This window comes from Thalassospira alkalitolerans, assembly GCF_002115745.1.
Lineage (GTDB): Bacteria > Pseudomonadota > Alphaproteobacteria > Rhodospirillales > Thalassospiraceae > Thalassospira > Thalassospira alkalitolerans.
This window is the reverse complement of record NZ_JFKB01000001.1, coordinates 548,985-569,588: the sequence shown is the minus strand read 5'-3', so window position 1 is coordinate 569,588 and position 20,604 is coordinate 548,985. Positions and strand designations below refer to the sequence as shown.

Annotated in this window: 20 protein-coding genes; 7 read left to right on the top strand and 13 right to left on the bottom strand. The window is 53.2% G+C overall.

All coding sequences use genetic code 11. The features are described from left to right. The first annotated feature begins 132 nt into the window (after positions 1-132). The 3 genes from TALK_RS02615 (at position 133) to TALK_RS02605 (ending at position 3,364) form a co-directional block, all read left to right on the top strand. Entirely contained in the window at positions 133-1,272 is a 1,140-nt protein-coding gene (locus tag TALK_RS02615) for an HD domain-containing protein (RefSeq protein WP_245829636.1), read from the top strand. Between the two features lie 79 nt (positions 1,273-1,351). After that, a complete protein-coding gene (locus TALK_RS02610) occupies positions 1,352-2,017 on the top strand; it encodes a potassium channel family protein (protein WP_085615505.1) in 666 nt (221 codons plus the stop codon). 3 nt (positions 2,018-2,020) lie between these two features. After that, a complete protein-coding gene (locus tag TALK_RS02605; protein ID WP_211274756.1) occupies positions 2,021-3,364 on the top strand; it encodes a TrkH family potassium uptake protein in 1,344 nt (447 codons plus the stop codon). A gap of 19 nt (positions 3,365-3,383) precedes the next feature. On the opposite strand, the gene TALK_RS02600 is transcribed toward TALK_RS02605, so the two are convergent. Next, entirely contained in the window at positions 3,384-3,926 is a 543-nt protein-coding gene (locus TALK_RS02600) for a TetR-like C-terminal domain-containing protein (protein ID WP_211274755.1), read from the bottom strand. A 136-nt stretch (positions 3,927-4,062) separates the two neighbouring features. On the opposite strand from TALK_RS02600, the gene TALK_RS02595 reads away from it, so the two are divergent. Beyond that, the gene (locus TALK_RS02595) at positions 4,063-5,265 is read left to right on the top strand and encodes an MFS transporter (RefSeq protein ID WP_085615501.1); all 1,203 of its coding nucleotides are present in this window, start codon (positions 4,063-4,065) and stop codon (positions 5,263-5,265) included. Positions 5,266-5,318: 53 nt separating this feature from the next. Here the strand turns inward: TALK_RS02595 and TALK_RS02590 are convergent, their stop codons facing one another. From TALK_RS02590 to TALK_RS02580, 3 genes are all read right to left on the bottom strand, one after another. Further along, complete coding sequence (locus TALK_RS02590; protein WP_085615499.1) at positions 5,319-5,648, bottom strand: DHCW motif cupin fold protein; 330 nt, start codon at positions 5,646-5,648, stop codon at positions 5,319-5,321. Between the two features lie 101 nt (positions 5,649-5,749). Then, positions 5,750-6,235 carry a GNAT family N-acetyltransferase gene (locus TALK_RS02585; protein WP_085615497.1) on the bottom strand — a complete coding sequence of 162 codons (486 nt, stop codon included), beginning with the start codon at positions 6,233-6,235 and terminating at the stop codon, positions 5,750-5,752. An 89-nt stretch (positions 6,236-6,324) separates the two neighbouring features. Next, positions 6,325-6,828, bottom strand: coding sequence for a hypothetical protein (locus TALK_RS02580; RefSeq protein WP_139833694.1), 504 nt, complete (start codon positions 6,826-6,828; stop codon positions 6,325-6,327). Between the two features lie 296 nt (positions 6,829-7,124). On the opposite strand from TALK_RS02580, the gene TALK_RS02575 reads away from it, so the two are divergent. After that, complete coding sequence (locus tag TALK_RS02575) at positions 7,125-8,060, top strand: DUF294 nucleotidyltransferase-like domain-containing protein (protein WP_085615493.1); 936 nt, start codon at positions 7,125-7,127, stop codon at positions 8,058-8,060. A 4-nt stretch (positions 8,061-8,064) separates the two neighbouring features. Here the strand turns inward: TALK_RS02575 and TALK_RS02570 are convergent, their stop codons facing one another. The 9 genes from TALK_RS02570 to TALK_RS02530 form a co-directional block, all read right to left on the bottom strand. Then, positions 8,065-8,436, bottom strand: a complete 372-nt coding sequence (locus TALK_RS02570; protein ID WP_085615491.1) for a 5-carboxymethyl-2-hydroxymuconate Delta-isomerase — start codon at positions 8,434-8,436, stop codon at positions 8,065-8,067. A gap of 114 nt (positions 8,437-8,550) precedes the next feature. Further along, positions 8,551-9,846 carry an adenosylhomocysteinase gene (gene ahcY, locus TALK_RS02565; protein ID WP_085615752.1) on the bottom strand — a complete coding sequence of 432 codons (1,296 nt, stop codon included), beginning with the start codon at positions 9,844-9,846 and terminating at the stop codon, positions 8,551-8,553. Between the two features lie 241 nt (positions 9,847-10,087). Continuing rightward, entirely contained in the window at positions 10,088-11,884 is a 1,797-nt protein-coding gene (ptsP, locus tag TALK_RS02560) for a phosphoenolpyruvate--protein phosphotransferase (RefSeq protein WP_085615489.1), read from the bottom strand. Between the two features lie 54 nt (positions 11,885-11,938). Further along, a complete protein-coding gene (locus TALK_RS02555; protein ID WP_085615750.1) occupies positions 11,939-12,214 on the bottom strand; it encodes an HPr family phosphocarrier protein in 276 nt (91 codons plus the stop codon). Between the two features lie 69 nt (positions 12,215-12,283). Next, the gene (locus tag TALK_RS02550) at positions 12,284-12,688 is read right to left on the bottom strand and encodes a PTS sugar transporter subunit IIA (protein WP_085615487.1); all 405 of its coding nucleotides are present in this window, start codon (positions 12,686-12,688) and stop codon (positions 12,284-12,286) included. 18 nt (positions 12,689-12,706) lie between these two features. Beyond that, positions 12,707-13,627 (bottom strand): RNase adapter RapZ, encoded by a 921-nt coding sequence (gene rapZ / locus TALK_RS02545; protein ID WP_085615485.1) that lies wholly within the window; start codon positions 13,625-13,627, stop codon positions 12,707-12,709. Continuing rightward, a complete protein-coding gene (locus tag TALK_RS02540; RefSeq protein ID WP_085615483.1) occupies positions 13,624-14,064 on the bottom strand; it encodes an HPr kinase/phosphorylase in 441 nt (146 codons plus the stop codon). The genes rapZ and TALK_RS02540 overlap by 4 nt, the downstream gene beginning before the upstream one ends. A gap of 94 nt (positions 14,065-14,158) precedes the next feature. Continuing rightward, a complete protein-coding gene (locus TALK_RS02535; protein ID WP_085615481.1) occupies positions 14,159-15,817 on the bottom strand; it encodes a stimulus-sensing domain-containing protein in 1,659 nt (552 codons plus the stop codon). A 61-nt stretch (positions 15,818-15,878) separates the two neighbouring features. Then, positions 15,879-16,595, bottom strand: coding sequence for a response regulator transcription factor (locus TALK_RS02530; protein WP_085615748.1), 717 nt, complete (start codon positions 16,593-16,595; stop codon positions 15,879-15,881). A 326-nt stretch (positions 16,596-16,921) separates the two neighbouring features. Between TALK_RS02530 and TALK_RS02525 the strand changes: the two genes are divergently transcribed. Then, positions 16,922-18,694 carry a sensor histidine kinase gene (locus TALK_RS02525; protein WP_085615479.1) on the top strand — a complete coding sequence of 591 codons (1,773 nt, stop codon included), beginning with the start codon at positions 16,922-16,924 and terminating at the stop codon, positions 18,692-18,694. After that, the gene (locus TALK_RS02520; protein ID WP_085615477.1) at positions 18,691-20,094 is read left to right on the top strand and encodes a sigma-54-dependent transcriptional regulator; all 1,404 of its coding nucleotides are present in this window, start codon (positions 18,691-18,693) and stop codon (positions 20,092-20,094) included. Before TALK_RS02525 ends, TALK_RS02520 begins: the two co-directional genes overlap by 4 nt. Positions 20,095-20,604: the final 510 nt, after the last annotated feature.

Genomic DNA, 20,604 nt, shown 5'->3' with positions numbered 1-20,604 from the left:
AACATTTACAATGATCTCGTCATTCCAAAAATGAGTCCCAAACCGCAGCTAGACCTTTTTGCACCCCGCGTGGCATCGAAACCAGCCACGCCGCAAAAGGAATCTGCCGCCTCCAAACCGGCGGGACCGGAAATGCGCGACCTTTTCGATACCAGTTTCAGTGCCGATGACATCGCCGAATGGGAATTGCTGTTTCGCGATGCCCCGCAATACAACTATCATTTCAAACGCGCCCAGATCGCATCGGCCTTTGACCGGCCCTTGCATAAAAAGCTGATTGCGTCGCATGCGTTTGAACGCCTGCGCGAAATATCCTTTCTTGGCGCGATTGATTACCTGTTCCATCCCAATGGACGCCCGGCCAATATCCGCCATTCCCGATATGATCACACCATTGGCGTTGCCCTGCTGTCACAGCAATATTGCCGCCTGATGGGGCTTTCGGATGCCGATCGCGACCTTTTGGGGGCCGCGGCCCTGTTGCATGATATTGGCCATGGGCCGTTTTCCCATACGCTGGAACCGGAATTTGCCCGCCGCTTTGACTTAAACCATCATCAACTGACCGAAAAAATCATCACCGGCGAAGTCGAACTTGATCTGTCGGTCAATCATCTTCTGGTCAAACATGGTGTCGATCCGGCCGAAGTCATTGCCCTTCTGTCAAAAAAATCGACCCATCCCCATGCCAGCCTTCTGTCCGGTCCGGTCAATATCGACACACTCGAAGGCATCAGCCGCACCAAAACCTATGTTCATTCGCATTATGTCCATTGCCATCCACGTCTTTTGCTTGAGGCCGCGGTAAAACTTGATGACGAATCGCTTAAACGGCTGGATAAATTCTGGCAGCTTAAAGAAGACATCTATCGCAACTTCATTTTCGGACCGATGTGTTTCGCCACCGATCATCTGTGCCGCGAATTCGTTGTTGAAAACGCCCCGGACTTTGCCGCCAATGATTTCCTGCTGACCGAAAAAGCGTTTTTGCTGCGTCATCCGACCTTCAAGAAATTCCTGTTCAGCCTGAAAAGCCGGATTGAACTTGACGGTGTTGCCGAGGTTATTGATCCAAAAATCAGCGCCGCCCTTATGGATCCCCATGCCACCAAAGTGCCCAAGCGCGAATTCCACATCAATGCCGATGCCGATGTCAAAAGCTTTGCCGATCTTGGCAACCGCTATTACGAGGAAAAAAACTCGTTCCTGCGCCGTGTCGGCAATCTGACCGACCTAGCACAACAGGCTGCTGCGGCAAGCCTGTTTGACTGATATGCTTGCCCGTCGGTCAAGGCAGTAGTCGCCAAAAGTTGCCCCATTCGGTCATCCATCTCAATCAGGAGCCGCCAATATGCCCAAGAAACGTAACCGGACATTCGTCATCATCGGACTTGGAACTGTTGGCAGCACCGTCGCAACCGACCTTGCGCGCAATGGCAATCATGTCATGGGCATCGACATTGATGAAAAACCTGTCGCCGCCCTTTCCGATATCCTGTCCGAAGCCATCATTGCCGACGGCCGGGACGAAGAAGTCCTGCGCGAGGTAGGGGTCGACAAATATGACGTTGCCCTGATCGCGATTGGCGACAATCTGGAAGCCAATCTTCTGTGCACCATGAATGTCAAAATGCTCGGCGTGAAAACCGTCTGGGTCAAGGCGATCAACAAAACCCACCACCGTATCCTGACCAAGCTTGAACCCGACCGGATCATCCTTCCCGAACAGGAAATCGGTCAGCATATTGCCCAAAAACTGCATAACCCAGCCGTGCGCGACTATCTTAGTCTGGGCAACGGCATGCATGTTATCAATATGCTGGTGCCCGATGATTTGGCGGGGAAAACTGTCGAATCACTTGATCTTGCAGCATCCCATGACCTGCGCTGTCTTGGCATTTTGCGCGGAACCGATTTCATTGATTGTCAAACCGGATCGGTCACAATGGCCGAAAATGATAAAATCCTGATCCTGGGTCGCCGCGAAAATCTGCGTGACTTTAGCGACGGCGTCTGACGCATGCAGTTCTATTTTCCAAACCGGCTTGGCAAACCGATCAGGATCCCGCCGCCCCTTTTGCTGGCGATCCTGTATCTGGCCCTGATCATGATCGGGGCGGCAATCCTTTTCCTGCCGGTTTCGGTCACCAAATCCATCACCTTTTCCGATGCCCTGTTCACGGCAACCTCGGCCGTCACGGTCACCGGGCTGGCCGTGGTTGATACCGGATCAAGTTTTACCCTGTTTGGTCAAATTATCATCCTGATCCTGATCCAGCTTGGCGGGCTGGGCCTGATGACCTTTGCCGCCCTTGTCCTATCCGTTCTTGGCCTGCCGATCGGGCTGCGTCATCACAATATCCTGCGCGAAGACCTTAACCAGACATCAATCCATCTGCTTGTTGGCCTGATCAAAACCATCCTGTCGGTTGTGCTGGTCTGCGAACTGATCGGCGGCATCCTGTTATTAACCGTGTTTGTGCCTGATTTCGGCTGGGCAAAGGGAATATGGTTTTCGGTGTTTCATTCAGTATCGGCCTTTAACAACGCAGGCTTTGCCCTGATGCCCGATAGTCTGAGCCGCTGGGCGACCAACCCGATAATCAACTTTACAATCCCGGCACTTCTTCTGATCGGCGGCATCGGGTTCAGTGTCATTTCCGATCTGTCGATCCATCGCGGCTGGCGCCATCTATCCCTGCACAGTAAAATAATGCTGACCGGTACTGCCATTCTGATCGTCTGGTCGGTGACGCTGTTTGCCGCCCTTGAATGGTCCAATCCCGAAACGCTTGGTGCCTTTGACAATCCCTGGGACAAGCTGCAAATCAGCTGGTTTCAAGGTCTGACCACCCGTACCGCCGGATTTAACACCGTCAATATCGCTGCCATCCACGACTCCACCGCATTGATGTTCATTTTGATGATGGTTATCGGGGCCGGCAGCACATCGACCGGCGGCGGGATCAAGGTCACCACATTCATCGTGCTGGTTCTCGCAACCATTGCCTTTTTCAAACGCCATAACCAGTTACGCGCCTTTGGTCGCAGCATCAAACTCGAAGAAATCATGAAGGTACTTGCCCTGACGATGATGTCGATCTTCGTCATCATGAGCAGCATATTCCTGATCACCATTTCCCACGATGGCGATTTTCTCGACCTCGTGTTTGAAGTGACCTCCGCCTTTGGCACGGTTGGGCTTTCACGTGGCACGACCGGGGAACTCGATACCTTGGGCCAGATTGTCATCGGGGTAACGATGTTTATCGGCCGGGTTGGCCCGCTTACACTTGGCTTCTTTCTGGCCCGGCGCATTTCGCCACGGATTTCCTATCCAGCCAGCCAGATCTATCTGGGCTGACCATTCGCGGCAAAGCAGATTACCCCTGCCCAGCTTCGCTGATGCCGGTGGTATGGCGCAACAGGCACCGGTCAACCATGGCGAAAAGCGCATCCGTGGTTGGCGGCTGCCGATCAAACAAAATGCGATAGGTCATCGGCGCAATGATGCCATCAACCAGTTGATCAACCGTGGGGGCTGGTTGCCCGCGTTCTTTTGCACGTTCAACAATTACCGCCAGACGACACCGCGCGATATCTGCACAGCGCATCGTCGTCCCATTATCGCCAGATGCGACAACATCACGCAACATTGCCGTCCCCAGTTCAGAACCGGTTTCATCCAGATAGGCTTCGGCAAACTGTTTAAGATCGGAATCAAGCGACCCCGTATCCACCGGGTCTTCATCGGGTCGCATGCGATCCAGTGCCACATCCGCCAACAAGGACGGCAAATCACCCCAGCGACGGTAAATCGTTGATGGGGTTACACCCGACATCTGGGCGACCATTGGAACTGTAAGGCTGTCGCGGTCATGGGTCGACAAAAGCGCATGAACAGCTTCATGGACTGCTTTTTGCACGCGCGCACTTCGACCGCCGGTTCTTATGCCTTTGTGGACTTTCATAAAACGGACCTTAACACAAATTATTTGCGTTAAGCGAGTTCTTCGCGCAAACTGCATTAAACGCAAATTATTCGCTTTAAGGAGCGCTCCCATGCACGCGCCTTCGCCCCCCGCAACAAACACCCCCGCCAGATGGTTTCTGGCTCTTGTCATTGTCATCTTTACTGCCGCCGCATCCGCCCCGACACCCATGTATCAGCTATATCAGCAAAGCTGGCATTTCTCGGCCTCGATGCTGACGGCTGTCTTTGCGGTCTATGTTCTGACCCTGTTGATTTCTCTGCTTATATTCGGGTCGGCATCTGATTATATCGGCCGCAAACCGGTTATTTTTACGGCCCTTGTGTTTGAAATCGTCGCGATGGTTTTCTTCCTGATCGCCAAAGACGTTCAAACCTTGCTGATCGCCAGAGCCATTCAGGGATTTGCCACCGGCATTGCAACCGCTGTCCTTGGTGCTGCGTTATTTGACAACGATCACCACAAAGGCCCGATCACCAATGCCATCGCCCCACTGCTTGGCTTGGCCAGTGGTGCCGTGATCACAGGCATTCTGGTCGAATACGGGCCATCTCCCCTGCATCTAAGCTATCTCGCCATGCTGTTGGTGATGGTGGTTCTCGCCCTTTTACTTTGGGGATTGCCCGAAACGGCCACACGCCGCCCCGGCATTCTGAAATCGCTGACACCACGGGTCTTCGTCCCCGAAACCGCGCGCGCAACCATGCTCGAAATTGCACCAGCCAATGGCAGCGCATGGGCACTTGGCGGGTTTTATCTGTCCCTTGCGCCATCCGTAATCGCACGCGCAACCGATGCACCATCTTCGCTTGCAGGCGGTTTTGCGGTTGCCTGTCTGATGTTATCCGGGGCGGTTTCCGTTCTGATTGCCCAAAAACGCCAACCGGCTGAAACACTGCTTGCGGGAACTTTCATCCAAACGCTTGGCATTATTGTTTTGGTGCTCGGCATTGGGCTCGGCATGCTTTGGGTCTTTTTGGCGGGGTCAATCTTGGCGGGATTCGGGTTTGGCGCGACCTTTCTTGGATCGATCCGAACTCTTCTGCCACGCGCAGAACCGCACGAGCGCGGCGGCCTGATGGCGGCATTCTATGTGATGTCCTATCTGTCGTTCTGCATTCCGGCCCTTCTGGCGGGCAAACTGGTATCCATCTGGGGCCTTATCAGAACAGCCGAAGGATATGGCATCGCCCTTGTGGCTTTAACCTTTCTGGCGCTGGTTCTGCAAATCCGCAAACGGCAGCAACGAGTCGCCGCCACAGGCAAAGTCTAGCCAAAAGGTATCGGGCGGTCTGGTACAAACCCGAACCGCCCGATAGGCCGTTTTCAGTCGACGACAAACAATGTCGCACCCGGATCGGTCGATGACCGATGCGCCTCGGCGTTATCTGCAACCTGATAACTCATACCGGGTTTAAGGGTAAACACCCGGCCATCTTCAAGTTCCGTCACCAGCTCGCCTTCCAGGCACAACAGGATATGACCCTTTTTGCACCAGTGATCGGCAAGATAGCCCGGCGTATAAGTCACCATACGCACCCGGATCGGCCCGAATTGTTGCGTGCGCCACAACGCCTTTCCGCGATCACCTGAATGCTCGGTCTGGGCAATCGACGACCAGTCGGTTGTCCCGAACGGAAGATTGGAAATTTCCATGGGAAATCTTTCTATGGATATGTGGGGCAGTACCACCCGGAACCGGGCAGCATCGCCCCGACGCTATCGCGTTCACAGACATAGCGTCAATATCGCTGCCATCAAACAACATTGGCCGAACAGGCGAACAAGGCAACCTCTGCTCCGCGCAATTCTGTGGTTCGCTCGAAACGCAGCCCCGCCCGGCAAAGGACTCTTTGTGAAGCGGGATTTGAAGGATGCGCCAAACCAATGACCCGTTGGGCACCCAATGTATCAAAGGCGGCACCCGCAACTTCGGTCGCATAACCGGCCCCCCAGAATGCCGGGTGAACGTGATAGGACAAGTTCAATCCGGTAAAATGTTCAGACACAGTGACACCACCAAATCCAATCAACTCACTATCATTCTCCACAGCCCACCGCCCGAAACCGTGCTGTTCCCAATGCCCGATATCGCGCAGCAGCCGGTTGGTGCATGTCTCCCGATCCTCGGGTGTCGGATCTGGGCGGTGCGCCACCATTTGCGCACGGCCAAACAGGTCGCAAACGAATTCAAGATCAGACAGGTGTGGTTGCCGAAGCAACAGGCGAGCGGTTCTGATCATTATGCGCCCTAACTGAGACTTGAATTTCAAGAAATTCAATCAATAATTGCATATCGATCACCTGTCATCCATTTTCCATGGAATTTGCCTTAACGATTTTCCAAACCGTTTTCTGCGCGTTGCTTGCGAATTTCATCTGCCTTCTCGGTGATCATATTTCGCAACTCGCCCAGTCCGGCACGTTCGGCCGTGATGGTTTGTTCACATTCGGACTTTGCAACATATCCGTTGGGATGTTCGCCATCCCATTCCAGAACGCCCCCGATCATGCCGCCAAGCGCATTGACGTCACCAAAGGCATAACTATTTAACGGCCGACCGACCGTTTCATTCAGGGATGCGAACAATGCCGGGTCCCGATCCGGGGCAAGATCGGGCTTACAGCCCAAAAGCGTGCGAAACCGCAACTGCCCGGTATAGAACCAGAACACGGCATCATCACGTTTGCCATCGTTAAACAGCTTGGCTGCCAGAATATAATAGGCCGATGGATGACGATTTTCGATCCCGTCGCGCAAAACATCCGGGGCCATATCCTTCATTTCCTCGGGCGAGGTCTGATCCGGGGACTGGGCAAGAACAGGTGTCGCCATCAGGCCAAGCAGCGGAATGGCAAGCAGGGTGCGATGAAAATTTTTGATCGGACTTCTCCGTCATCTGGCGTGATTTCCAAACGGGGACATTTTGTGGCAAATGGCCCCGATATTCGATGATTGGCCAAGCCTTGCCCGCTTTTAAGGCCGTTTTACTGGCAACTCATGGCAATTATGTGCCAATTGACCGATCCCGTGCCGATCTATGCATGTTTCGCTTATAAACCCGGTTTTAATCTTTGGGCTTTAGGCCGATACTGGAAACCTTGGGGAATCCAGACGGAACCGGACCAATCTTGTTACCAGCAACCATCACAACCAATCAGAACTATACCGCTGCCCGGCTGGCTGAAATGCGGAACGCACTTTCCGATCAGTTGCATGGCAGCGCCTTTTGCGTGGTTGTGACCGGGTCGTTTGGCCGTCACGAGGCATCGGAACAATCCGATCTGGATTATTTCATCATCGGGCGCGAGGTCGATCGCGATCTGGCCCCGCATCAGGCCGTTTCCGAAATTCTAGAGGGCATGGTCACCAAAAAGGCCGCAATCGATGGTCCGTTTTCGTCTTATGTCCCGGCCGAAGAACTGGTCAACCGCATCGGGCTTGATGGCGATACCAATTCGATTACCACGCGTCGCCTGCTGTTTTTGCTGGAATGCGAATGGCTTTATAATGAAACCGGCAAACGGGCCTTTTTTGACGAATTGATCGCCAACTACGTGACCGAAACCGTCACACGGGAATCGATTGCGCGTTTTCTGGTCAATGACGTCATCCGTTATTACCGCACCATCAGCGTCGATTTCGAAATCAAAACCCGCGAAGGCGATGCCCGCAAGGCATGGGCCCCCCGGCGGCTTAAGCTCGTCTTTTCGCGAAAAATGCTTTATTTTGGCGGTATAATCGCGGCGGCTGAAACCGCTGACCGTGATTACGTTGGGAAACGGGCAAAATTATCGGAACTTTTACAGCTTCCGCCAATTATCCGCGTTCAAACCGTCTTTGGCGATAAAAGCCTGCCCGCACTTGAACTATATGACCGGTTCCTGCGTGAACTCAGCGATCCGGACGTTCGCAAACGGCTTGAAAAGGTCGGCCCGAATGACCGCACCGACAAAGAACTAAGGTCGTTACTTGATGCGGGCAAACAATTCTCGCGCGAGTTGATCAAACTGATGAATGATCGTTACGGCCCCGATCACCCGATCCATGAAGCACTTTTGATGTAATTGATTATCCGCGCGTGGTGACATGCTTGTGATAATTCGCCCGGTCAAGGTCGTGGACTTCGACGGAAAACTGAACCGCATAGTCACCGACCAGATTTTCCAAATGCACCCGCAATGTTTCAAGCGCAATACGCCCAACTTCGTATTTCACATCATCAGAACGCCCGGATAGCAACCGCACATCCAAATGCACCATGCCATGATGCGGCCCGCCATCGGCAATCACGACATTTTCAAGCGGCGACAGACGGGTTTTAAAGCTGGCCGGTTCGGCATCGGCTGCGACAGCAATTTCGCGGTGCAAACTGATTGCCAGTGCCCGCAACTGTTCGACAATCGGCAGATTGGCGGAATATTCGATTTCAATCTGGGGCATGATATTTGTCCTTGTTCCGGATGACGGCCTTTTTAACCTGAACTCGCAAGGCCCCAAACACAAAAAAGCCGGCCCGAACAAACGGACCGGCTTTGATGCAAAGCTCAATACAGCTTAGTAGCGATAGTGATCCGGCTTGAACGGACCAACCTGCGGCACGCTGATGTAATCAGCCTGCTCTTTGCTAAGCTTGGTCAGTTTCACGCCAAGACGGTCAAGATGCAAAGCGGCAACTTTCTCATCAAGGTGTTTCGGCAGGACATAAACCTTGTTTTCGTAGTTCGCAAAGTTCTTCCAAAGCTCGATCTGGGCCAGCACCTGATTGGTAAAGGAAGCCGACATCACAAAGCTCGGATGACCGGTGGCACAACCAAGATTGACCAGACGGCCTTCGGCCAGAACGATCAGACGTTTGCCATCCGGGAAGACAACTTCGTCAACCTGCGGCTTGACGTTTTCCCATTTGAAATTCTTCAGCGAACCGATTTGAATTTCGGAATCGAAGTGACCGATGTTGCACACAATTGCCCGGTCTTTCATCGCACGCATATGGTCGATGGTGATGATGTCGATATTGCCCGTGGTGGTAACAAAGATATCGCCAACCGGTGCGGCGTCTTCCATCGTGGTGACTTCGTAACCTTCCATCGCGGCCTGAAGCGCACAAATCGGATCGATTTCAGTCACAAGAACGCGGGCACCCTGGCTGCGCAGCGATGCAGCCGACCCTTTGCCAACATCCCCAAAACCGGCAACAACACCGATTTTACCGGCAACCATCACGTCGGTTGCGCGTTTGATGCCATCGACCAAGCTTTCGCGGCAACCATAAAGGTTGTCGAATTTCGATTTGGTGACCGAGTCATTGACGTTAATCGCCGGAACCTTAAGCGTGCCTTTTTTCGCCATTTCGTAAAGGCGGTGCACACCGGTGGTGGTTTCTTCGGAAAGACCTTTGATGTCTTCAAGAAGTTCCGGGTATTTTTCGTGGATCAACTGGGTGACGTCACCGCCATCATCAAGAATAAGGTTCGGTTTCCAGCCATTCGGGCCGGTAATGGTCTGTTCGATGCACCACCAGAATTCTTCCTCGGTCTCGCCTTTCCAGGCAAAGACAGGAACGCCGGTAACAGCAATCGCCGCAGCAGCCTGATCCTGGGTCGAGAAGATGTTGCATGACGACCAGCGAACTTCTGCGCCAAGTGCGGTCAGGGTTTCAATCAGAACGGCGGTCTGAATGGTCATGTGCAGGCAACCGATGATACGCGCGCCAGCAAGCGGCTTGGTCGCGCCATATTCTTCGCGCAGCGCCATCAGGCCCGGCATTTCAGTTTCAGCAATCGCGATTTCCTTGCGGCCCCAAGCGGCCAACGAGGTGTCTGCGACCTTGCAATCGGTAAAGTTGGACATGTCGTCTCCAATCAAACAAAAACAGCGCAAGTGCAGACCCATCGATCTTGCAGATACGCCAAAGAATTCTGGTGCGACGGTTTCCCCATCGCGTTGGAAGACATATAAAGATTTCTTTATATGGATTTCAAGTCTTTTCTTCGATGAATTTTCAATACACCAAGGGCCACGCGCAGCATTTCACAGCCGACCTTGACCAAGCGCGTCCGTATTCGATGATTTTGGGTCTATACGTCCGAATTCAAGCAAGATCGTTGAAATCGTCCAGCATCATGGCGATACGCGCCGAATCCCATTGTTCCATCACGCGCGCGGCCTGTTGTTCGGAATTGCGGGTATCAAGGCGGCGCAGACGTTGTTTGACCGGAAGCAAACTGACCGATGACATTGATAAATTGCGCAGGCCAAAGCCAATGAAAAGTGGTGTATAGCGCGGATCACCGGCCATCTCGCCACAGACGCTAATCGGGATATTGCGTTCGCATGACGTTTTGATCACATCGCGGATCAGGCGCAAAACCGATGGATGCAGCGGATCGTAAAGCCCCGCCACCTGATCGTCGGTCCGGTCAATCGCCAATGTATATTGCGTCAGATCGTTGGTCCCGATGGCAAAGAAATCGCTTTCGCGCGCCAAGGCATCAATGGTCAGCGCGGCGGCGGGAATTTCAATCATTGCGCCCAAAGGCGGCAATTCATCGGGAATGGCATGACCTTGCTCACGCAGACGCTTGGCAACAGATTGGTAAATCTGGCGCGCCCGGCTCATTTCATGGACGCTGACCACCATCGGGATCAGAACCCGGACCGGCCCCAGCAAAGATACGCGCAGGATTGCCGCCATTTGGGCTTCAAGCAATTCCGGTTTGCGTAACGACAACCGAATACCGCGCAACCCCAGCGCCGGATTTGGACCAGACCCCATTTCTGCCTGTAGCGCCACCGCAAGCTTTTCCCCGCCAATATCAAGGGTGCGGATCGTCACCGGCTTGCCCTCCATCCGGGTAACGATATCGGCCAATTCGGCGTATTGTTCGTCTTCGTCTGGCAGATAGTCCTTGTTCATAAACATGAACTCGCTGCGCAAAAGCCCGATGCCGGTCGCGCCATTTTCCAATGCCGCCGCCAATTCGATGGGCAATTCGATATTGGCATGCAGATCAATTTCAACGCCATCGCGCGTGGCCGAGGGCACATCGCGCAAACTTGCCAGCTTGGCCCGGGCTGCCAGCCAGTCTTCGCGACGTTGCGTATAATGGGCAAGGTCATCATCGGTCGGGCGCAAGATGGCTTCACCACGCCCCCCGTCGACAATGATCACATCACCGCCCGAAATCCCGCGAATAATATCCGCAGCCCCCAGAATGGCCGGAATACCCAACGAGCGGGCCATAATCGCAGTATGGCCTTCGGCCCCGCCAAGGGCGGTGACAAAGGCAGACACCTGTCCGGGCTGGAACCGGGCCATATCGGCCGGGCTGACTTCTTCGGCAATCAAAATGGTGCCCTTGGCCGCCGTTTCAAATGCGCGGTCGGTTTCACCCAGCAGGCAGCGCATCAGACGCAGGCCAACCTCGCGGATGTCGGATGCGCGCGCGGCAATATATCGATCATCAATACCGGAAAACTGATTGGCGATTTCGTCGATGACTTCACTGACCGCGTGAACCGCATTCATGTTCCGCGTTTTGATCAGTTCCTCGGCCCCGCGCACAAGCCGCGATTGCGTCAGCATATGCACATAGGCATCCATCAGAAAACCAAGTTCTTCTGACGCCGCCCCACCAACATTCGCCGATTGCGATTTCAACCGTTTAAGTTGTTCAATACTTTCGGCAACGCCTTTATGCAGGCGTTCGGTTTCATCAGGGATATTGGCAGGCTGAATTTGTTTGCGACTAACATCAATATATTGCCGGTCCAAAACAAAGGCCCGGCCAATCACAATCCCGCCCGAGGCCCCAAGCCCGGTAATGACCCGGCGGCCGTTTGGCGATTGATCATCGGTTGGAGTCTGATCTTTTGATATAACTTGCAAACCTATTCCGCAGTCGCAGGTATTTCATGCGTGATTGTCTTGGACGTTATGTCTTCATTCTTCGTGGAACTTGGCATCGACAAGTTCGTTCAAGGCATTAATTGCCTTTTTGGCGTCAGATCCGGATGCTTCGATCTCGATTTCCGTGCCGGTCGATGCGGCAAGCATCATCAAACCCATAATCGACACACCCGATACTTCTGTACCGCGATTGCGCACCATGATGCGCGATTCGAATTCGCCCGCCAGTTTAACAAATTTTGCCGCCGCCCGCGCGTGCAATCCACGCTGATTGCTGATGGTGACGATCCGCTTTTCCGTTTGCGCCATTTCTGTCCCCGCCGGTCCGCTTTCAAAGGCCCGGGCCATCCCCGGACCACCCGGCCTTCTATTTTTGTTTTATTCCTCGCCGCTTAACAAGCGCGAGGCCACGTTGATATATTTCCGGCCCGCTTCCTGTGCCGCATTGACCGTTTCGGCCAACGAGCCATCGATGCGCACCGAAGCCAGTTTGATCAACAAAGGTAAATTAACCCCTGCGATAACTTCAACATTGGCCTGTTCCATAATGGAAATGGCCAGATTTGACGGCGTACCGCCAAACATGTCGGTCAAAAGCACAACGCCCTTGCCATCATCAACAGCTTCGACACTGGCGAGGATATCGGCACGGCGTTGTTCCATGTCGTCGTCCGGCCCGATGCAAACGGCGGCGATATTTTCCTGTTCGCCGACAACGTGTTGCAAAGCCGATACGAATTCCTTCGCGAGATCGCCATGGGTGACGAGCACCATCCCGATCATGCAGTCTTCTCCATCAAATCACTCCCCCGATTTCGGTTCATCTGGCTTGTCGCGATGGCTGAGATGAACATCATATCCCAGATCGGCAATCCAGTCGTTTAGCATGCGTGCGATATAAACGGAACGATGCTGACCGCCCGTACAACCGACCGCGATGGTCAGATAACTTTTCCCTTCCTGCGCATAACGCGGCAGGACCGGGCCAATCAGGGCTTTTAACCGATCAAAGAAACCGGCGAAATCCTGATCTTTTTTTATGTAGTCGCCAACCCGGTCATCAAGCCCGGTCAGCAAACGAAGCTCGGGATCATAATGCGGGTTGCGCAGAAAACGAACGTCAAAAACAAGGTCGGCTTCACCAGGCAGCCCCTGACGGAACGAAAAGCTTTTAACAAACACCGCCATGGCATCTTTTTCGCCGATGGCAAATTGATCCTGAAGGATCTTGCGAAGCTCGGTCGCTTTCAAACGCGACGTATCGATAATCATATCTGCTGTCGCGGCAATCGGCGCCATCAGGCGTTTTTCATGTTCAATCGCATCCACCAGCGGCCGATCATGGGTAAGCGGATGCGGGCGGCGCGTTTCGGTAAAACGGCGCTGCAAAATACCGGTTTCGGCATCCACAAAAACCACCATCGGATTAACACCCGGCTGCTTGCGCAATTCGGTGACGAACCCGACAAACTGATCCACGCCAAAATCGCGCGTGCGAATATCAAGCCCGATCGCCAAGGGCTGATCAAGGTCCGTTCCACCAGTTAACAATGCCGGAAGCAACCGAAGCGGCAGGTTATCCACCGCATCAAAGCCGAAATCTTCAAAGATTTTCAACGACGTCGTCCGCCCGGCACCCGATACACCGGTCACCAGCACAAGCCGTGTATTGCCCGATGTATCATCAGGCTGCTTTTGAGCTATTGCATCTGCATCAGTCATGTTTCAAGCTGCATCTCACCTGTTGCCAAGGCCAAGGCTGTTTCAATCTTGGCCTTGATCGCCATATCAAATGGCCAGATTTTCCAGGATGGAATCGAAATACCACAAAACGCTTCTGATTGCGGATCAGGCATCCGTTCTATTTCGGCTGGATCGGCCACCAGATCAAATATAACACGCACATCACCCGCCCCCTGATAGGCAAGCCCGCGGACGATACCAATCCCGCGAACTTCACACAATCGGGCAATCATTGCCGGCGATGTTGCAATCAGTTTTCCGTCCTGAGCCGAAAGATCGGTCCGGTCATCAGAAACCAATCGCCCACCAGCACGGATAAGCCGCAGTGCAAGGTTGGATTTGCCGCTGCCGGATGGCCCGCGCAACAAGATGGCATGCGGGCCAAGCGCGACACAATTTGCATGAATTTGTGTCATATCGGGCCAAACGATGCGCGGCTGTTCCCGCCTTGTCAAACGTGAAACATTCTTATCTATCCTCATGGATATATAATCCCGCTGATTAAGCGCCTTACACCCCGTCTTCAAGCGGCAGCCGAAGGGTAAACATCGCCCCTTTAACCTCATCATCGAGGATTCGGTTCGATGCAGTCAGGTCCCCATTATGGGCCGATGCAATGCGTTTTGAAATCGACAGACCAAGCCCCGAATGCTGGCCAAATTTCTCGCCGGATGGGCGTTCGGTATAGAAACGATTGAAAATGGCTTCTTCTTTGCCCGGCGGAATTCCCGGCCCGTCATCCTCGACAGTAACCACCGCCTCGTCCCGATCACGCCATGCCCGAACACGCACAGTCCCGCCATCCGGGGTAAAGGTAATCGCATTCGAAATCAAATTGCGGAAAACCTGCGCCAGCCGACTTTCAAGGGCTGGCACAATCAGGTTTTCAGGCACGGAAACCTTGATCCTTGGCCCGCTCGCATCGGCGTTATAAAGCTCGCACAGAGTTTGCAATAAGGCGCGCAGATCGACTTCTTCGGTCTCTGCACGTGATAATTCGGCATCCATGCGCGAATAATCGGAAATATCGCTGATCAAACGATCCATGCGCTGAACATCTTCGGCAATGATTTCCATCAGGCGGCGCTGACGTTCGGGGTCTTTCAGGCGGGTCGCGGTTTCAACCGCACTGCGAAGCGAGGTCAGCGGATTTTTAATTTCATGCGCAACATCGGCGGCAAAACGTTCAATCGCATCCATACGGTCCCACAGCGTTTCGGTCATATCCCGCAATGTGGTCGACAAATCACCGATTTCATCGTGGCGGTCTGATAAATCGGGGATGGTAAATTGGCGGTTTTTGCTACGCCGCACCCGCTCGGCGGCACGCGCCAGCCGGTTCAGGGGCCGGGTAATCACCCCCGCCAGATAGATCGACAAAAGAACCGTGATCCCAAAGGCAAAAACAAAGATTTTAAGGATATCAAGCCGCACAGCATGCAGGGCACTTTCAATCGCGTCACCGTTTTTGGTTAACATGATCGATGCCAGAACTTGCTTGAAACGCTGCACCGGGACTGAAACCGATAAAACCCGCCGTCCCTGACTGTCAATGCGCACCACACCACGGGAATACCCGGCAAGTGCGGCCCGAACTTCGGGATAATCGGCTGCGCTGGCAACCGGCGGATCAATATAAAGCGGTAACGGCTGTTCACCTTCAAACAGCGACAAGACGCCCTCGGTCAGGCTGCGCATGATTTCGGCAAGCTCGTCATCATCACCCGGCGCCGGAAGTTCTTCGGCCTGAACCGCGCCAGCACCAAAGGATCGGATATTGCGACTATCGGCGATCAATTGACCATTGGCGCCAAACAACCGCGCCCGTGCGCCCGTGATACCAACCAAACGGCGGACCATTTCACGCGCCACTTCCAACTTAACCCGGTTGGTCGCGTCATCGCCCTGTCCGACCGCCGATGTCGACAGGGCGGCGGCATACATTTCTGCCTGCACAGCCATGGCTTCAAGTTCGGAATGGATCAATTCCTGCTTATAACGGCCAAGATAAAGAATCCCCGCCACAAGCACAAAAAGTGCTAGCGCATTCACCGCCAGAATGCGCCAGGTCAAAGGGGAAAACAGCCCGTGACGTTCCTCGATCCGGGCCACACGGGTTTCATGCTGTGGCGCGGATTGCTGTTTGGCCGAGGCAGGTAAATCGCTCATTCAGACCCGCAATTCAGGCCGGGCCAAATGGCCCGGCACTGCGACAAAAGTATTCTTGGTTTCAACTCGCGACAGTTGCCGTATCGCGATAACGATAACCGACACCATACAGGGTTTCGATTTCCTTGAATTCCTTGTCGGTTTCGCGGAATTTTTTGCGCAACCGTTTGATATGGCTGTCGATTGTACGGTCATCGACATAGATATGTTCGCCATATGCCGCATCAATCAACTGATCACGGTTTTTAACATGCCCCGGATGTTTCGCCAGAGCCTGAATCAAAAGGAACTCGGTCACCGTCAGGTTAACATGCAAACCTTTCCAGCTGCACATATGACGCGACGGATCCAGAACCAGATCACCACGCTGAACAACGTCTTCGGAACCGTTTGGACGAATACCACCGGCGCGCATAATTTCAGCCCGGCGAAGCAAGGCGCGAATACGTTCAATCAGCAAACGCTGTGAAAACGGCTTTTTGATATAATCATCCGCCCCAAGGCGCAAACCGGTCAGTTCATCAACCTCGTCATCCTTGGACGTCAGGAAAATGACCGGCATCTGGGTTTTCTTGCGCAGGTGGGTCAGAAGTTCCAAACCATCCATGCGCGGCATCTTGATATCAAGAACCGCAAGATCAGGTTCTTCCTTGGTCAGCGCATGCAACGCTTCCGACCCGTCGGAATATGTCTGGACCTCATAGCCTTCTTCTTCAAGCGCCATCGAAACCGATGTCAGGATATTACGGTCGTCATCAACAAGTGCAATCTTACTCACCTGAACCTCATCAGTTGGACAGATTAAAATTCGAAACAAGCGTAACAAAATACACTCCATTGTGGCGAAAAAATAACCACTTGAGGCATATTTGCGGCTTTGTTCATGTACGACACGAAACCCGTGACCGGATCTCAACCATTCTGCCCTGTCTAAAATCGGAATGTAATTCCGGTATTGGAATGCGTCTTTATTGACTAATTGTGCCCAAGCCACATAACTATCCGAAATCCGATTGGCAAATCGGCGGCCCGATCACCGGACTGGTTATTATAGTAACCCACCTGGCCAAACAGGCATAACCATTCAACGCGCAGGAGGCAGGATTGTTCTACTGGCTAAGCACTTATAGCCGCGCCTCGCTGAGCTTGGCGGGAATCGCCATTGCCGGGCTGGCGGTTTGGCTTGCGGTGACTTCGACAGGCAATATTGCCATTGACCAGTTGCAACAAACCGCACAGGCACGCCTTGCCCTTTATGAAAGCACACTGCGCGCTGCCGTTGATCGGTATCGCTATCTGCCCTATGTCGTGTCGCGAAACCACGATATCGCCGATATCGTATCGGGCAATGGCAATGCCGATATCACCAATCGGTATCTGGAAAAGGTCAATGAACGATCCGGGGCGGCGGCTCTTTATGTTATGGATCACACTGGAACCACGGTCGCGGCAAGCAATTGGAATACCCCTGATAACTATCTGGGCAAGAACTACGGCTTCCGCCCCTATTTCAAGGAATCACTTGCCGGGCAGGATGGTTTCTTCTACGGAATTGGTGTCACAACGGGACGATCCGGGCTTTTCATCTCGCATCCGATTTCAAAGGATGGTGAAATCATCGGGGTGGTTGCGGTTAAGCTCGAACTCGACGAATTGGAACAGAACTGGCAGGGCGGCGGCGAAACGGTTTTCGTCTCGGATGCGGATAGCGTCATCATCCTGACCAGTCGCAGTGACTGGAAATATCGCACCATCCGCCCCCTGACCGTTACCGAACGGGATCGCATTTTGCGCAACCGGCAATATTCCGGTCAGGAACTTTTGCCGTTGCATATGGATGAAAAACCATCTGGCGACGATGACATTGTAAAAATCGGCAATGAACAGTTCCTGTTTGATGTCAAACCGATCAGCGGCAGTGACTGGAACCTGTTTTACCTAACACCGATGGATTATGTCGCCGAACGCCGGACCAGTGCGCTTTTGATCACCATCATCGGATCGGGTTTGATCTTGTTGACTGTCCTGTTCCTGCGCGAACGCGAATTAAAACTGGCATCACAGCGCAAATCGCTCGAATTCGCCCGTATTCAGGCACTTAATGCCCGCCTTGAACAGGAAATCGGCGAACGACGCAAAACCGAGGCCGAATTACGCGGCACCCAGGATGAATTGGTTCAGGCAGGCAAGCTTGCGGCACTGGGCCAGATGTCGGCTGCGATTGCCCATGAAATCAATCAACCGATTGCCGCCATCCGAACCTTCTGTGCCAGCGCGAAACTGCTGCTTGAACGCGGCAAGCCCGAAAAGCTTGGCCCGAATATCTCGCAAATTTCGGCACTGACCGAACGCATGGGTGCGATTACCGGGCAACTTAAAACCTTTTCGCGCAAATCAACCGGCGTACTTGAACCGGTCAATATCAAATCCGCACTCGATAACGTCATACAATTTCTGTCATCACAGCTTCATAACGAAGGCTGTGTCTTGGAACAGAAAGAATTCGACGGCAAACTGATCGTTCATGCCGATTTGGTGCGGATCGAACAGGTTTTCCTCAATATCATCCGCAATGCACTTGATGCGATGGATGGTGATCTTGAAAAACGCATTGTTGTTGAACTTTCCAATGCACGCGATCAGGCAACAATCCGCATTTCCGATACCGGGCCGGGCATCGACAAAGCCAGCCTGGGATTGCTATTTGACCCGTTCTTTACAACAAAGGACCCCGGCCAGGGGGTGGGGCTTGGCCTGTCGGTCACATACGGGATTGTTCGCGACTTTGGCGGCACGATCCGCGCCTATAACCGGGCAGACGGCGGCGCCTGTTTTGAAATACAATTGCCGCTGATGCGGGGGGACCAGACGTCATGACCGACACAGATATCGCAAACGCAACCACACCATTGCCACAGGTGATCATCGTTGATGACGAAGAAGCCCTTCGGGTATCGCTGTCGCAATGGCTGGATCTGTCGGGATATACAGTCCGCGTTCATGCCGATGCGGTTACCGCCCTTGAAACCATTACCCCCGATTTCACCGGGGTGATCCTGACCGATGTCAAAATGCCAAAACTTGACGGCATTGCCTTTACCAAATCCGTGCTGGGCATTGACCGTGATATTCCGGTAATTCTGATGACCGGGCACGGGGATGTTCCGATGGCAGTCGAGGCGATGAAAAGCGGCGCCTATGATTTCGTCGAAAAGCCGTTTGAACCGACCGACATCCTCGAAAGCCTTCAACGCGCCATCGAAAAACGCAAACTGGTTATCGAAAACCGCACTTTGCGCCAACAAATTGCCCAACAGGGCACGCTGGACAGCCGCCTGATCGGCAACAGCCCGCCCATGCGATTGTTAAAAGCAGAAATTGCCAATATTGCGTCCACAGAAGTCCCGGTTTTGGTATCGGGCGAAACCGGCACGGGCAAGGAACTGGTGGCACGCGCCATTCATGATCTTAGCACACGAAGTGATCGGCGGTTTGTTGCCGTAAATTGCGCCGCAATCCCCGAAAGCACCGCCGAAAGCGAATTGTTTGGCCATGAAAAAGGCGCCTTTACCGGTGCGGCGGGCCGTCGGATCGGCTGGGTCGAACATGCCGATAACGGCACCTTGTTTCTCGACGAAATTTCAAGCATGCCGCTTGCCCTTCAGGCAAAGCTTCTGCGCGTTATCGAAGAACGCGAAATCGTGCGCCTTGGCTCCAACACCCCGGTCAAGGTCAACTTCCGGCTGATCTGCGCGACCAACGAAGACCTGCCGACGGCGGTTGCCGACAAACAGTTTCGCGAAGACCTTCTGTTTCGGATCAACACATTCGAACTGCAAATCACACCGCTTCGTCAACGCAAAGGGGACCTGCCGCTGTTATTTGATATCTTTGCCGAACGGGCGGGCGAAACATTTGACCGGCCCTATGAAAAACCCGCGGCAAGCCTGTGGACCAGCCTGTCAAGCCATGATTGGCCGGGCAATGTGCGCGAACTTAAAAATCTGGCGGAACGCTATGTCCTTCTCACCGGCAACCCGGATGAAAGATGGGCACGCCTGTTTGGCACAGGCGCCAATACCGGCACGCCTTCCGAAAGCGATAAATCCGGATCACTGGCAGAACAACTGCGTCATTTTGAACAACACGTCATCCGCGATGCGCTGATACGACATGATGGTAATATCAAACCGGTCATGGACGAACTCGACATTCCACGGCGCACCCTGAACGAAAAAATGAAAAAGCTCGATATCCGTCGGGCCGAACTTGAATAGCAACAATTTATCATGTGGCCATAAAATGTTAGACTGTCTGCAACTGGTCATTTCGGCGAAATCTTGCCTATCGCAATCAGCAAACAGGCAGAATTTCGCCTAAAATCGCAGGAAGATTTATATATCTATTTGATATATAAAGATAAAAATTACGGCTAAGGTTGGCGCAGAATTTGCTAGTCAGAAACCCAAAACAATAAAACAATAGTCGACAGGGAGGATAACCAATGTCTGTTACGGCATGTTTTCAACACGTGAAAGCTGATCGGCATTTTGCCCGACCAGCCGCCAAGTGCCGCAATCGCAAATTTTCAGGTTTTTAAAGCCGCCTTTGGGAACATTGTTCCCTGGGGATTTTTTGCATGCGAATTTTGCATTCCGGCCGCAGACAGGCATTATAAATCCAGCCCATCGGTTACACGCCTTAACAACACATTATTTCATTAGATAATAAGTCGACCAACAACTGCGGAGATACCAAAAGATAACTGCCAATGTTCCTTTATTGAC

Bases quoted from the DNA above. Each gene is read 5' to 3' on its own strand.
- ahcY (WP_085615752.1), bottom strand. From the start codon at position 9,846: ATGTCCAACTTTACCGATTGCAAGGTCGCAGACACCTCGTTGGCCGCT.
- rapZ (WP_085615485.1), bottom strand. From the start codon at position 13,627: ATGACTGATGCAGATGCAATAGCTCAAAAGCAGCCTGATGATACATCG.
- TALK_RS02580 (WP_139833694.1), bottom strand. From the start codon at position 6,828: ATGGCGACACCTGTTCTTGCCCAGTCCCCGGATCAGACCTCGCCCGAG.
- TALK_RS02610 (WP_085615505.1), top strand. From the start codon at position 1,352: ATGCCCAAGAAACGTAACCGGACATTCGTCATCATCGGACTTGGAACT.
- TALK_RS02535 (WP_085615481.1), bottom strand. From the start codon at position 15,817: ATGAGCGATTTACCTGCCTCGGCCAAACAGCAATCCGCGCCACAGCAT.
- TALK_RS02555 (WP_085615750.1), bottom strand. From the start codon at position 12,214: ATGGCGCAAACGGAAAAGCGGATCGTCACCATCAGCAATCAGCGTGGA.
- TALK_RS02520 (WP_085615477.1), top strand. From the start codon at position 18,691: ATGACCGACACAGATATCGCAAACGCAACCACACCATTGCCACAGGTG.
- TALK_RS02615 (WP_245829636.1), top strand. From the start codon at position 133: ATGCGCGACCTTTTCGATACCAGTTTCAGTGCCGATGACATCGCCGAA.
- TALK_RS02550 (WP_085615487.1), bottom strand. From the start codon at position 12,688: ATGATCGGGATGGTGCTCGTCACCCATGGCGATCTCGCGAAGGAATTC.
- TALK_RS02590 (WP_085615499.1), bottom strand. From the start codon at position 5,648: ATGGAAATTTCCAATCTTCCGTTCGGGACAACCGACTGGTCGTCGATT.
- TALK_RS02595 (WP_085615501.1), top strand. From the start codon at position 4,063: ATGCACGCGCCTTCGCCCCCCGCAACAAACACCCCCGCCAGATGGTTT.
- TALK_RS02570 (WP_085615491.1), bottom strand. From the start codon at position 8,436: ATGCCCCAGATTGAAATCGAATATTCCGCCAATCTGCCGATTGTCGAA.
- TALK_RS02605 (WP_211274756.1), top strand. From the start codon at position 2,021: ATGCAGTTCTATTTTCCAAACCGGCTTGGCAAACCGATCAGGATCCCG.
- TALK_RS02540 (WP_085615483.1), bottom strand. From the start codon at position 14,064: ATGACACAAATTCATGCAAATTGTGTCGCGCTTGGCCCGCATGCCATC.
- TALK_RS02585 (WP_085615497.1), bottom strand. From the start codon at position 6,235: ATGATCAGAACCGCTCGCCTGTTGCTTCGGCAACCACACCTGTCTGAT.